The 12456-nt window shown below is 60.4% G+C and carries 13 protein-coding genes; 8 read left to right on the top strand and 5 right to left on the bottom strand.

Translation table 11 applies throughout. From position 1 onward, the window contains the following. The first annotated feature begins 119 nt into the window (after positions 1–119). On the top strand, positions 120–1004 hold the full coding sequence (locus tag OSW16_RS04075; protein WP_267820933.1) for a neutral zinc metallopeptidase: 885 nt from the start codon (positions 120–122) through the stop codon (positions 1002–1004). Between the two features lie 187 nt (positions 1005–1191). Further along, positions 1192–3111, top strand: a complete 1920-nt coding sequence (locus OSW16_RS04070; RefSeq protein WP_267820932.1) for a methyl-accepting chemotaxis protein — start codon at positions 1192–1194, stop codon at positions 3109–3111. 105 nt (positions 3112–3216) lie between these two features. Here OSW16_RS04070 and ggt read toward each other — a convergent pair whose 3' ends face one another. From ggt to OSW16_RS04055, 3 genes are all read right to left on the bottom strand, one after another. Further along, complete coding sequence (ggt, locus tag OSW16_RS04065; RefSeq protein ID WP_267820930.1) at positions 3217–4884, bottom strand: gamma-glutamyltransferase; 1668 nt, start codon at positions 4882–4884, stop codon at positions 3217–3219. Between the two features lie 117 nt (positions 4885–5001). After that, positions 5002–5898, bottom strand: coding sequence for a LysR family transcriptional regulator (locus OSW16_RS04060; protein ID WP_267820929.1), 897 nt, complete (start codon positions 5896–5898; stop codon positions 5002–5004). Positions 5899–6126: 228 nt separating this feature from the next. Then, positions 6127–6717 (bottom strand): NAD(P)H-dependent oxidoreductase, encoded by a 591-nt coding sequence (locus OSW16_RS04055; RefSeq protein WP_241806534.1) that lies wholly within the window; start codon positions 6715–6717, stop codon positions 6127–6129. A gap of 158 nt (positions 6718–6875) precedes the next feature. On the opposite strand from OSW16_RS04055, the gene OSW16_RS04050 reads away from it, so the two are divergent. Beyond that, positions 6876–7190, top strand: coding sequence for a putative quinol monooxygenase (locus tag OSW16_RS04050; RefSeq protein WP_267820926.1), 315 nt, complete (start codon positions 6876–6878; stop codon positions 7188–7190). Here OSW16_RS04050 and OSW16_RS04045 read toward each other — a convergent pair. After that, complete coding sequence (locus OSW16_RS04045) at positions 7180–7944, bottom strand: sulfite exporter TauE/SafE family protein (protein WP_267820924.1); 765 nt, start codon at positions 7942–7944, stop codon at positions 7180–7182. The genes OSW16_RS04050 and OSW16_RS04045 overlap by 11 nt on opposite strands. A 78-nt stretch (positions 7945–8022) precedes the next feature. Here OSW16_RS04045 and OSW16_RS04040 point away from each other — a divergent pair, with 78 nt between their 5' ends. The 5 genes from OSW16_RS04040 (at position 8023) to OSW16_RS04020 (ending at position 11467) form a co-directional block, all read left to right on the top strand. Next, positions 8023–8907 carry a LysR family transcriptional regulator gene (locus OSW16_RS04040; RefSeq protein ID WP_267820922.1) on the top strand — a complete coding sequence of 295 codons (885 nt, stop codon included), beginning with the start codon at positions 8023–8025 and terminating at the stop codon, positions 8905–8907. A gap of 124 nt (positions 8908–9031) precedes the next feature. Then, positions 9032–9376: a cupin domain-containing protein gene (locus tag OSW16_RS04035; protein WP_241806530.1), complete on the top strand. Its 345-nt coding sequence runs from the start codon at positions 9032–9034 to the stop codon at positions 9374–9376. Positions 9377–9601: 225 nt separating this feature from the next. Then, positions 9602–10090, top strand: coding sequence for an Hcp family type VI secretion system effector (locus tag OSW16_RS04030; protein ID WP_267820920.1), 489 nt, complete (start codon positions 9602–9604; stop codon positions 10088–10090). Positions 10091–10100: 10 nt separating this feature from the next. Next, positions 10101–11078, top strand: a complete 978-nt coding sequence (locus tag OSW16_RS04025) for a hypothetical protein (RefSeq protein ID WP_267820918.1) — start codon at positions 10101–10103, stop codon at positions 11076–11078. Between the two features lie 32 nt (positions 11079–11110). After that, positions 11111–11467, top strand: a complete 357-nt coding sequence (locus OSW16_RS04020) for a hypothetical protein (RefSeq protein WP_267820917.1) — start codon at positions 11111–11113, stop codon at positions 11465–11467. Between the two features lie 93 nt (positions 11468–11560). Here OSW16_RS04020 and mmsB read toward each other — a convergent pair whose 3' ends face one another. Next, positions 11561–12448 carry a 3-hydroxyisobutyrate dehydrogenase gene (gene mmsB / locus OSW16_RS04015; RefSeq protein WP_267820915.1) on the bottom strand — a complete coding sequence of 296 codons (888 nt, stop codon included), beginning with the start codon at positions 12446–12448 and terminating at the stop codon, positions 11561–11563. Positions 12449–12456 lie beyond the last annotated feature (8 nt).

Genomic DNA, 12456 nt, shown 5'->3' with positions numbered 1-12456 from the left:
CGAAGCAGATGAATATTGAATTCCGCCCACCGTTACTTAACCAAATGGTTATGCATTAGTACCTTTGGCTGGCGTGAACTAACCTATGTCTTCATGTTTCACGCTCTGGAGTGCACTTCATGGAATGGCGAAAAGGCCGTCGTAGCGACAACGTGGTCGATGCCCGTGGCCAAGGTGGCGGCGGTGGTGGCATGCGCTTTGGCGGTGGCAAGGGCCTCGGGCTCGGGGCCATCCTTCTGATCGTCGGCATCGGCTGGCTCACTGGCCAGGACCCGCTGCAGATCCTCGGTCAGCTCACCGGGCAAATGGAACAGCAGCAGGCTCCAAGCAGCGTGGGCAACAAGGCCCCAGCGGCCAACGACGAGCAGGCCCAGTTCGTCGCGTCGATCCTGGGCGACACCGAAGACACCTGGAAGGCGTTGTTCTCCCAGGCTGGCAAGCAGTATCGCGAGCCCAAGCTGGTACTGTTCAGCGGCCAGGTCAATTCCGCCTGCGGCTTCGCTTCAGCGGCGGTGGGGCCGTTCTACTGCCCTGCTGACCAAAGGGTGTACCTGGACATGTCGTTCTTCCGTGAAATGGAAACCCGCTTCGCCGCTGCCGGCGACTTCGCTCAGGCCTACGTGATCGCCCACGAGATCGGCCACCACGTGCAGACGTTGCTTGGCGTGTCGGCCAAGGTCGATGCGGCGCGCCGCGCAGGCCAGCGCCTGGAGGGTGAAAATGGCTTGCTGGTGCGCCAGGAGTTGCAGGCCGACTGCCTGGCCGGGGTATGGGCATACCAGGCGCAGCAACGGCTGAACTGGCTTGAGCCGGGGGATGTCGAGGAAGCGCTGAATGCAGCCAATGCCATCGGTGATGACCGGCTGCAGCAAAAAGGCCAGGGGCGCGTGGTCCCGGACTCCTTTACCCATGGGACCTCGGCGCAGCGGGTGCGGTGGTTCAAGGCCGGGTTTGCCCAAGGCGACGTGAACAGCTGCGACACGTTCAGTGCGCCCAACCTTTGACGTTTCGAGGCCCCCCTGCGCATGGCATGCCAGCTGCCGTGCGCGGTGTCGCAATTGAGTCGAAAAAGCGTTTCAGCTTCCTCGCCATTTGCCGATAACCCCTGCACGATTCAGCGGGCATCCAGAACAACAACGCCTAGCGATCGACAATTGATCAAGTGAGCGAAATCATTTCTGGAGAGCGTGCATGAACAGCTGGTTTGCCAACATCAGCGTCAACCTCAAACTCGGCCTGGGCTTCGGCCTGGTGCTGGTCCTCACCGGCCTGCTGGCCCTCACCGGCTGGACCAGCCTGGGCAGCCTCATCGACCGCAGCAACTGGATGGGCGACATCGGCAAGCTCAACAAAGACCTGACCGACCTGCGCGTCGCGCGCTTGCAGTACATGATCGCCAATGGCGACGATGCTGCAGCAGCGAACACCCAGGCCAAGCTGGATGCCTTCAGCAAACAGCAGCAATACCTGGTCAGTACTTTCAAGAGCCCGGAAAACGTCAAGCTGCTCAAAGAGCTCGGCCAGACCATCAGCGAGTACGAAGTCTCGCTGAACAAGATGCGTGCAGGCTACAAAGGCTCGCTGGCTGCACGTGACGCGATGAACGTATCGGCAGCCAAGGCCGACGAGGCCATGGAGCTGCTGGGCGAGGAGGTCATGGGCCGTCCCGAGGCCGATAGCGTGCGCCTGGCTCAATACCAACTGATCAGCAAGGCGCGCCAGCAACTGCTGCAAGTGCGGGTGGATGTGCGCGGTTACATTGCCGACAACTCTGCGGCCAACGAACAAGCCGCCCTGCGCCAGCTGGAGGCGGCCCTTGCCGAGATCGACACCCTGAAGCGTCAGCTGCCCGCCGAAGCCACGCGGGTGCAGCAGTTGGAGCAATCGATACAGACCTACCGTGAAGCCGTGCGCCAGTTCCGCGCTGCAGTCGCCGAAATCACCACCGCCCGTGCCGAGATGACCGTGCAAGGCGGCGACATCGTCAAGCGCAGCGATGCGCTGTACAAGATCCAGATCGACCGCCGCGACGCCGAGAGCGCCCAGGCACGCAGCCTGCAGACCATCGCCACGTTGCTGGCCTTGCTGGTCGGTGTGCTGGCAGCGGTGCTGATCACGCGCCAGATCACCCGGCCGCTGCACGACACATTGCAAGCGGTGGAGCGCATCGCCGGTGGCGACCTCACCCACGACCTAAGGGTTACCCGCCGCGACGAGATCGGCGTGCTGCAACAGGGCATCGCCCGCATGGGCACCACCCTGCGCGAGCTCATCACCGGCATCCGCGACGGTGTCACACAGATCGCCAGCGCCGCTGAGGAACTGTCGGCGGTCACCGAGCAGACCAGCGCCGGCGCAAACAGCCAGAAGGTCGAAACCGACCAGGTCGCTACCGCCATGCACGAAATGGCCGCGACCGTTCAGGAAGTCGCGCGCAATGCCGAACAGGCTTCCCACGCAGCCACCGGTGCCGACAACGAAGCACGCGCAGGTGATCGCGTGGTTGGCGAAGCGATCAGCCAGATCGAACGCCTGGCCGAGGAAGTGCACCGCTCCACCGAAGCCATGAACCTGCTGCAGCAGGAAAGCCAGAAGATCGGCAGCGTCATGGATGTGATCAAGTCGGTAGCCGAGCAGACCAACCTGTTGGCGCTCAACGCTGCCATCGAAGCGGCCCGTGCCGGTGAGGCAGGGCGTGGTTTCGCCGTGGTCGCCGACGAAGTGCGTGGTTTGGCCCAGCGCACGCAGAAATCCACCGAAGAGATCGAAGAATTGGTGGCAGGCCTGCAACACGGTACCCAGCAAGTGGCCAACGCCATGCAAGGCAGCCGCACCCTGACCGACAGCAGTGTCGAGCTGGCGCGCAAGGCCGGCACTTCGCTGGAAAACATCACCAGCACGGTGTCGAGCATCCAGTCGATGAACCAGCAGATTGCCGCAGCAGCCGAGCAGCAGAGCGCGGTGGCTGAGGAGATCAGCCGCAGCATTCTGAATGTGCGCGATGTGTCGGAGCAGACCGCAGCGGCCAGTGACGAGACGGCGGCGTCCAGTGTCGAACTGGCACGCCTGGGTGGGCACCTGCAGATGCTGGTCAGCCAGTTCCGGGTCTGACCTTAGCCTGTTGGGGCACGCTTGGCGGCCCCTTGCCGCCAAGCCGGCTCCCTCGATAGCGATGGGAGCCGGTTTGCCCGCGATGCTGGCAGAGCTGGCAGCTCGTTATTTAACGACCATCCCCACCCCGCGCCCACGCGGATCCGAAGCCGTCTCAAGCTTCGCACCGTTGACGCGGATCGCCTGGATATCCCCCATCTCCCAGCCCTGATCCTCGAGCACATAACCCATCTTCTTCAGCTCATCGGCCACCGGGCCGGTAAGCGGTGCATAGCTGTCGAAGTAGATGGTGTCCTTGGGCAGCAACTGGTGGTGCACCCGCTGCGCCGCGACGGCCTTGTCCAGGGGCATGCCGTAGTCGTACAGGTTGTTCATCACCTGGAAGATCGAAGTGAAGATCCGCGAGCCGCCCGGTGTACCGATCACCAGTTCGACCTTGCCATCGCGGGTCATCAGGCTGGGGCTCATGGACGACAGCATGCGCTTGCCCGGCTCGATGGCGTTGGCATCACCGCCCACCACACCGAAGGCATTGGCTGCGCCTGGTTTGGCGCTGAAGTCGTCCATTTCGTCGTTGAGCAGGAAGCCCGCGCCCTTGACCACCACACCACTGCCGTAGTCGAGGTTGAGGGTATAGGTATTGCTGACCGCGTTGCCCTGTTTGTCGACGATCGAGAAGTGCGTGGTCTGGTGCGGCTCTAGGCCCGGTTTGACATCCTCGGTGGCGGAGATGGCCTTGGCGTTGACCTGCGCGGCGCGCTTGGCCAGGTAGTCCTTGGCGATCAGCTGGTCGACCGGCACCTTGGTGAAGGCCGGGTCGCCCAGGTAGTCGGCGCGGTCGGCGAACACACGCTTCTCGATCTCAGCCAGCAGGTGAATGTATTGCGCCGAATTGTGTGCCACGCCTTTGAAGTCGGCCGCACGGTCTTCCTTGATGCCCAGCAACTGGGCCAGGGCGACGCCGCCGGAGCTTGGCGGTGGCGCGGTGTAAACCACGTTGCCGCGCCAGCTCAGGGCCATGGGCTCACGCCAGACGGCCTTGTAGTCCTTGAGGTCTTCTTTGGTGATCAGGCCTTTGTCGGCCTGCATCTGCGCCACCAGCAGATCAGCGGTCTTGCCTTGGTAGAACTCGCTCACGCCTTTGTCGGCAATACGTTCGAGGGTCTGGGCCATTTCTGGCTGTTTGAACAGCTCGCCGACCTTCATGGTGCCAAAATAGTCGTTGAAGTTGGTCGCGGTCTTGAACAGGCCCTGGGCGTCGTTGCGGTACTGATACTGCTTTTCGGCAATCTTGAAGCCGTTTTTCGCATAGCCGATGGCGGGGGTCAGCAGCTCGCTCCAGGGCAGCTTGCCGAATTTCTTGTGCGCTTCCCACAGGCCCATCACCGTGCCAGGCACGCCGGCTGCGCGCACGCCGACCAAGCTGAGGTTCTCGATGACCTCGCCTTTTTCGTCCAGGTACATGTTGCGGGTCGCGGCCTTGGGCGCCACTTCTCGGTAGTCGAGGAAGTACGGCTTGCCATCGACGAACAGGGTCATGAAACCACCGCCACCGATGTTGCCGGCCTCTGGGTAGGTCACCGCCAGGGTGAAGGCGGTGGCTACTGCCGCATCCACCGCGTTGCCGCCCTTTTTCAGGATGTCGGCGGCCACCTGTGCGCCATATTGATCAGGGGCGGCCACCGCGCCACCCTCCAGGGTTACCGCATAGGCCGATGAACAGCTCAAGATCGCCGCGCCGAGAGCCATGGACTGGAACAGGACAATACGCATGACACTTCCTTGGTGTTGTTTTTGTTGATCACCCAGTAAGGCCGAAGCCTGTCGACTGTGCAATCACCTGTAGGAAGTTTCGCCGCCAATGGACAGGATTTGTCGCGTTCAGGCAACTCAGCAGGCGTACATCGCCAGTTTGCGCTGGATGAAGTCGAGGAAGCACTGGATGCGCAGGGCCAGTTGCGTGTTGCGGTAATAAACAGCGTGGATAGGCTGGCGGTAGCCGTTGGTGGCAGCGCTCAGAATGACCTGCAGTCGGCCGGCGCGGATGTCCTCGTGGGTCATGAAGTGCGAGAGGCTGACGATACCCTCCCCGGCCAGCGCCAACTGGCGCAGGGTCTCGCCGCTGGAGGCGAGCAGCGCCGGGCGAATCGGCCAACGGTCGCCTTGGGCATGGCGCAGCGGCCACTGGTTGAGTGACTCGGGCTGGCTGAAACCGAGCAGGCAGTGATGGTTCAGGTCTTCGACATGCTGCGGTGTACCGTGTCGCTGCAGGTAAGCCGGACTTGCAAGGATTTGCACCGGGCTGCAGCCCAGCGAACGGGCGTGCAGGCTGGAGTCGGCCAACTCACCGATGCGGATCGCGACGTCGGTACTCTGCTCCAACAGGTCGATGATCAGGTCATCGGTGTTCAATTCCAGCTCGATATCGGGGTACTGGCTGCGAAATTCGCCGATCCAGGGCAGGATCGCATGCAGCATGAACGGCGCTGCGGCATTGATGCGCAAGCGCCCGGAAGGTGTCTGGCGGTTCATCGACAGGCGCTCTTCCATGTCGTCCATTTGCTGGAGCACCAGCCGAGAACGCTCGAGGAAAAAGCGCCCTTCTTCGGTCAGGTCCATGCGCCGGGTGGTGCGATTGACCAGCGTAGTGCCCAGCTTTGCCTCCAGGCGCGCCAAGGTGCGGCTGACCGCCGAAGGCGTCTGGCCCAGTTGCTCGGCGGCAGCGGAAATCGAACCGCAGTCGATGACGGCGACGAATACCTGGAGTTCTTCGGATCGGGTTTTCACAGGATTGACCACACAATGGATAGGCCGTGATTGATAGCGGGTGATCGGCGCCTGTGCAAGGGGCCGCTTCGCGCCCAGTCGCCGGCAAGCCGGCTCCCACCCCGACCGCGCTGTGCTTCAGGCCTGGGCTTTACCTGTGGAAGCAACTGTCTTGCTCAATTTCTAAAAGTTGCCGCAATCCAGGTGGGAGCCGGCTTGCCGGCGATTGGGGCGCGAAGCGGCCCTATCTCACTGAGCGACGCCGAACACGGCATTCAGATGCGCCTCGTAAGCTGCCAACGCAGCCGGCACATCCGGGCGCTTCATCACATCGACTGCCAGATAGGTTGGCAAGCCGGTCATGCCGAGGAACTGATTGGCCTTGTGGAACGGGAAATACACCGCATCCACCCCTTTGCCCTCGAAGAAATCGCTCGGGTCGTCGAAGGCCTGCTGCGGTGCGTTCCAGGTCAGCGACAGCATGTACTGCTTGCCCTGCACCAGGCCACCGCTACCGTACTTCTGCGAAGCATCCGAGCGGGTCCGGCCATCGTTGGCGTAGAGGCTGCCGTGGCCTGCAGTGAAGACTTCGTCGATGTATTTCTTGACGGTCCAGGGTGCGCCCATCCACCAGCCCGGCATCTGGTAGATCACCACATCGGCCCAGAGGAATTTCTCGACCTCGGCCTGCACGTCGTAGCCGGCGTCGATGAAGGTTTGCTGCACGTCAAAACCGGCTCGGTCGAGATGAGCGAGGGCAGCCTCGTGCAGCGTCTGGTTGAGGCGACCTTCAGAGTGGGCGAACTGTTTACCGCCATTGAGCAGGAGAATCTTTTTCATGCTGACCTCGCGTCAAGAATCAATGGCCGGCAGATTAGCGATCAAGGGGCATGGGATACAGGGTGAGCGGGGCAAAATACAATTGACCATAAGTCACGAATCCAAAGCTCATTATTGCCTTAATATCGCTTCACCCCATCATCAATGAGTTGTGATCAATGAGCGAGCAGTACGCCTTCATTCTCAAGGCAAAGACCCGTCCGGAAATGGCCGAAGCATTCGAAACCCTGTTCCGCGCCTACGTTGAACCGAGCCGCAATGAGCCTGGCTGCATCGAATACCACATGCTGCGCGACAAGGAAGACCCAAGCCTGTTCGTATTCTTCGAGGTATGGGCCAACAAAGCGGCGCTGGATGTGCATTCGGCGTTGCCGCACATGGTCGAGTTCTTCGAAAAACGTATGGAGTATCTTGAGCGTGACTTCGATATTCAGCTGATAGAAATGCTCAGCGCGTCCTCCGCTAGCCGTTGATCAGCAGGTGGCCGCCCAGCGCGGCCAGGCCGATGAAGAAGCACCGTTTGAACAGCACGGCGCTGATGCGCTGGCGCAGCCACTGGCCAACCAGCATGCCCAGGAGCGCGGGTGCCAGCATCAGCAATGAAGCCCCCATTGCCTGGCCACCCAAGGCGTCTTGGCCAGCCAGGCCCAGAGCCAGCGCCAGGGTCGAGACGGTGAACGCCAGCCCCAATGCCTGGATCATTTCGTCGCGGCTCAGGCCAAGGCTCTGCAGGTAAGGCACTGCGGGTATCACGAACACCCCCGTGGCGGCGCTCACGATGCCGGTCAGCATCCCGCACAACGGCCCAAGCCACCCTTCTCTGCCTGCCGCCAGCCGCAGTCCAGGCCCGATCAGGCCATACAAGGCGTACACCAGCAGCGCCGCGCCCAACGCATGCGCCGCCCATGGGCCACTGTCGATCCCCAGCCAGGCACTACCAAGCAGCGTCCCCATAAAAATCATCGCGAGCATCGGCCCGAGACGCCGCAGCAATGCCGGCAGGTGGCCTCCCGCCGCCAGCTGCCAAAGGTTGGTGATAGTCGATGGCACGATCAGCAACGCGGCAGCCTGCGCCGGAGGCATAGCCAGGCCTAAAAGCCCCATCGCGATGGTCGGCAGGCCCAGGCCGATCACCCCTTTCACCGCGCCCGCCAGCAGGAACGTCATGATTACCAGCAGGGACAGATCCGGCCCGATATGTTGATAGAAAGCGATCAGGTCATTCATGACCACCATCATGGCGTGCAACGGGGCTGCTGAAAATCTGCCATATACTCAGCCTGACTCTCACCAGGACAGAGGCTGATGCATTTCGACCTGATTGATCTCACGCTATTTCGGCACACCCTGGAGTGCGGCAACATCACCGCCGGGGCCCGCCGCAGCCACCTGTCGCTGCCGGCTGCCAGTGCGCGAATCCGCGCCATGGAAGCCTCGCTCGGCACTGCGTTGCTGGAACGCAACCGCCGCGGTGTACAGCCGACCCCAGCGGGCCAGGCGCTGCTTCAGCATGCTCGGCTGATCGGCCAGCAGGTCGAACGCCTGCAGTTCGACCTGGGCCAGTACGCTCAGGGGCAGCAGGGCCAGGTGCGCCTACTGTGCAACACAGCGGCGCTGACCGAATACCTGCCGGAGCAGTTGGCCGGGTATCTGGCCGATAACCCTGGCGTGAGCGTCGACGTGCAGGAAATGCCGAGCCTGAGGATCGTGCAGTCGATCAGCCAAGGCATGGCCGATGTGGGCATCATCTCCACCGCTGCGCCCAGCACGCACCTGCAAACCCTGCCGTTTCGCGACGACCCGCTGGTGCTGATCAGTCCGCTTGCTCACCCGCTCGGCTCGGAGCCTGCCCCAAGCTTCATCGACAGCCTTGCCCACGGGCATGTCGGGCTCGGTGCGAACAGCGCCCTGGCGTTGTATCTGGAGGAGCAGGCCCTGCGCGAAGGGCGGCGCATGCACGTACGGGTGCGCGCCGAAGGTTTTGACGGGGTAATCCGCATGGTTGCGGGTGGCGCCGGGGTTGGCGTGGTGCCATTGGCGGCAGTGAAGCGCTGGGAAGGCGTGTTGCCGCTGCACTGGGTGGCGCTGCGCGAGGACTGGGCGAATCGCCGATTGCTGCTGTGCGCACGGGATTTTGCGGGGTTGCCAGGCTATGCAGCCGGGTTGGTCGAGCGGCTGGCCAAGCCCTGAGCGCGCTTACCCACGCGCATGCACATAGCGCAGTCAGGCACCTGAACGTCGAGCCCAGGCAACTGCGGCTCGGCCAATGGCCCTATGGTGTCGAGTCATTCAGCCAGTCACCAGGAGTTGTGCCATGTCCGATTTCATCACCGTCCTGCGCGAAACTTGCCCGACACCGGTCGTGGACGCTACCAAGTGGAAGCGCATCGGCGGCGATCCGCACACCGTCAACCTCAATGCTTACCTGTCGGCCGACGGCAGCAAGATCATGGGCACCTGGATCTGCACGCCGGGCAAGTTCGAGGTCAACTACGAGAAGTGGGAGTTCTGCCACTTTCTTGAGGGTTACTGCATCGTCACCCCGGAAGGTGAAGCGCCCAAACACCTGAAGGCCGGTGATGTGTTCGTGATCGAACCGGGCATGAAAGGGACCTGGGAAGTGGTCGAGACGGTACGTAAGTATTTCGTTTTCGCCTGATCTGTTACTCCGGCCCTGTGGACAACTCGCCCCCCCACAGGGCCACAGTTACATCCTCTGACATATACGCTCAGCCTACCTTCCATCTTTGTAGTCCTTTTCTGAAACGCATCGTTGCCTCCCATAATGTATTGCGCTCGTTTTTTTGCCGGCCTAGGCTCCATTCATGGCCCATATCGACGGGCGACATTACCCAGTAAAAATAATTGCCAGGGAGCGGTAACGATGGCTTTTGATGCATACATTCAGATCGACACCATTCCAGGTGAAGCCCTGGACGAACAATACAAAAAATGGATTGAAGTAATCGGTTACGACTTTGGCGTCAGTCAAAGCACATCCGCCACTGCGAGCTCCGCTGGGGGCGCTACATCTGGGCGCACCACCGTGACCAACTTCACCTTTAGGAAATATCTTGACAGTGCCAGTTGCAAACTGATGGAGGCCAGTTGTACCGGGCAACACCTCAAGGAAGTGAAGCTGGCGCTCTGTCGCGCCGGAGGCGAAAAACTAAAATATTACGAAATCATTCTAGAAGAAGTTATTATCGCCGAATATTCGCAGTGCGTTGACGCGGGTGTACCGCTGGAAGTGGTGCAGCTCAATTACGGTCGCATCAAGACCACATACACTCAGCAGCGGCGGCTTGATGGCGCCGGCGGCGGCAATATCGCTGGAGGTTGGGACCGTATCGGTAACAAAAAGTACGCGTGAGGGCAGCGCTGTGTCAGAAGCCCGAGCGTTTCTCAATTTTAAGTTGCAAAACTATCACCGGCTCAAAACAGACCTTCGATTAACCGGTCATTCGCTGGAAAAGTTCGATGTGCTCAACGCTCATATTGCCGATACAGTGGTCCGTAGCGGTGAACTGGTGATCATCGGCGATCCCACGACCGCTTCCTGTACCAGCCAGGAAGCCTGGTTGATGAAGCAGGCCGCCGTTGTGCACATAGGACTGATGCGCAACGGCCAGGGTGTGGATAATTTTTTCCTAGATAACTTCGAGACCTTGAAGAGCCTCATCGCGCATGCCTCCGTGGGCGCTGGCATTGTCAGTGAAGGGTGGAGCAAGCACCTCAAAGCCATCGAGGCCACCTTGATGGATATTGAGAAGCTGCATCAGCAGTATCTCGGGTCAGGGACGATAACAGCTCGCGATCAGTTCTATGCGAAGCGTTCAGCCTTGTTCATGAAGTTGGATCAGCAGATGAACAAGCTGGCTGCTTACGGTTCAGGTTTAAGGAACAAAAGCTCGATCAAGAGGATGTTGGGAATATCCACAAAGAGTTACTTACATACGGGAGAGATTGCAGGATATGCCAACAAAGTCTCAGGCGTAGCGAAGGCTGCTAAGCTGATCAAGAAAGGAACGTATGTAGGGATTTCGTTAGACGTCGCTGCTACGGGCCTAGAGATACATAAAGCCTGTACGCTTGGACGCGAGGAGGAATGCAAAAAAGCGCATTACGTCGAGATTAGCTCCTTAGCCTTGGGTCTAGGGGGTACGGCTGCCGGGGCAGCCGGTGGTAAACTTCTTGTTGGTGCAGCTTGCAGCTTGGTCTTTGGCGTAGCATCAGGTGGAACAGGAGCATTCGCTTGCGGGATATTCGGTGGTACAGCGGGGGGAATGGTAGGGGGCAAACTGGGGACTGAAATAGGAGCCAAAGCGGGAGAATTGCTGTATGAGGCTGTAACAAAATGACACTCACCCACCTAATCTTTCTAGTGTGCTCCATGACTGTCACGGCCTCAATTTTCATGAGCCTTGCAATAATGACATATATAGCACATCGCAAAATCGATTACATTGAAGGCTTTTTGTTAAATTGCAAAGCAGTACACGGCGAAAAGAAAATATGGCTACATGCCGGCCTGTTTGGAAAGCTCCTTCGTCTTTCCAATGTCTCATTCATCCTGCTCATCCCCAAAATTTACGCGCGTAAAAATCTCGTGGATATCAAGGAAGTAAATAGTCTACCCTCAAAAATCAAAAAACCGCTCATCATCTTGGGTGCTGCGAATTTAATATTAACCATTGCATTTTTTGGATTAGGAATTTTCATGCATTACTTACCCCCCTTGCCTCAATAATGGTTAAAAAAATCGCGTTACGGGCAACCTGCCCTCTGGTGCGCAGTTACAGAGGGAAGGCCGCCCGGCCCGCGATGAAGTCCACCTCGCTCGTCAATCCTTCTTGCGGTAGCCCTCGACGATCGCCGAGAAATCTTTGCCACCCTCGCCGCGCAGGCTCATCGCCTGATACAGCTGCTGGGCCACAGCTCCGAGAATGACTGGTTGGTGCACCTGGCGCGCGGCTTCGGTCGCCAGCCCCAGGTCCTTGAGCATCAGCTCGGCACCAAAGCCACCGGTATAGCCGCGGGATGCCGGGGCGGTTTCGATGATGCCCGGCCAGGGGTTGTAGGTATCGGAACTCCAGCAACGCCCGGTCGAGCTGTTGATGATGCCGGCCAGTACCTTGGTGTCGATCCCCAGCGCATTGCCCAGCGCCATGGCCTCAGCTACGCCGATCATCGAGATGCCCAGCAGCAGGTTGTTGCAGACCTTGGCAATCTGTCCGGTGCCGACCTCGCCGCAGTGCACGATGTTGCGGCCCATCTGTTCCAGCACCGGCTTGAGCGTGGCAAAAAGCGCTGCGCTGGCACCGACCATGAACGTCAAGGTGCCTGCCGCCGCGCCGCCAGTGCCGCCGGAAACCGGCGCATCGCCCATGTCCACACCTTTGGCCGCAGCGGCCTTGCACACCTCACGCGCCGTCTGCGGGTCGATGGTGCTGCAGTCCACGGTCGGTGTGCCCGGGCGCACGCCCGCCAGCACGCCGTCTTCGTTCAGGTAGACACTGCGCACATGGGCTGCAGCCGGCAGCATGGTGATCACCAGCTCGCTGTTGGCTGCCGCTTCCTTGGGCGAGGCGCTGACCTGCCCGCCCAGTTCGGCGAGCTCGGCCAGTACGGTCTTGTTCAGGTCGAACAGGTTCAGCTGGTGCCCGGCCTTGATCAAGTTGCGGGCCATGGGGGCGCCCATGTTGCCCAGGCCGATGAATGCGATACGCATGGCGATCT

This window comes from Pseudomonas putida (genome assembly GCF_026625125.1).
Classification (GTDB): Bacteria; Pseudomonadota; Gammaproteobacteria; order Pseudomonadales; family Pseudomonadaceae; genus Aquipseudomonas; species Aquipseudomonas putida_X.
This window is presented reverse-complemented; position numbering and strand designations above follow the sequence as displayed.

Excerpts from the sequence above, each read along its gene's own strand:
- OSW16_RS04075 (WP_267820933.1), top strand. The coding sequence starts at position 120 with ATGGAATGGCGAAAAGGCCGTCGTAGCGACAACGTGGTCGATGCCCGT.
- OSW16_RS04070 (WP_267820932.1), top strand. The coding sequence starts at position 1,192 with ATGAACAGCTGGTTTGCCAACATCAGCGTCAACCTCAAACTCGGCCTG.
- ggt (WP_267820930.1), bottom strand. The coding sequence starts at position 4,884 with ATGCGTATTGTCCTGTTCCAGTCCATGGCTCTCGGCGCGGCGATCTTG.
- OSW16_RS04055 (WP_241806534.1), bottom strand. The coding sequence starts at position 6,717 with ATGAAAAAGATTCTCCTGCTCAATGGCGGTAAACAGTTCGCCCACTCT.
- OSW16_RS04050 (WP_267820926.1), top strand. The coding sequence starts at position 6,876 with ATGAGCGAGCAGTACGCCTTCATTCTCAAGGCAAAGACCCGTCCGGAA.
- OSW16_RS04045 (WP_267820924.1), bottom strand. The coding sequence starts at position 7,944 with ATGAATGACCTGATCGCTTTCTATCAACATATCGGGCCGGATCTGTCC.
- OSW16_RS04040 (WP_267820922.1), top strand. The coding sequence starts at position 8,023 with ATGCATTTCGACCTGATTGATCTCACGCTATTTCGGCACACCCTGGAG.
- OSW16_RS04035 (WP_241806530.1), top strand. The coding sequence starts at position 9,032 with ATGTCCGATTTCATCACCGTCCTGCGCGAAACTTGCCCGACACCGGTC.
- OSW16_RS04030 (WP_267820920.1), top strand. The coding sequence starts at position 9,602 with ATGGCTTTTGATGCATACATTCAGATCGACACCATTCCAGGTGAAGCC.
- OSW16_RS04020 (WP_267820917.1), top strand. The coding sequence starts at position 11,111 with ATGACTGTCACGGCCTCAATTTTCATGAGCCTTGCAATAATGACATAT.
- mmsB (WP_267820915.1), bottom strand. The coding sequence starts at position 12,448 with ATGCGTATCGCATTCATCGGCCTGGGCAACATGGGCGCCCCCATGGCC.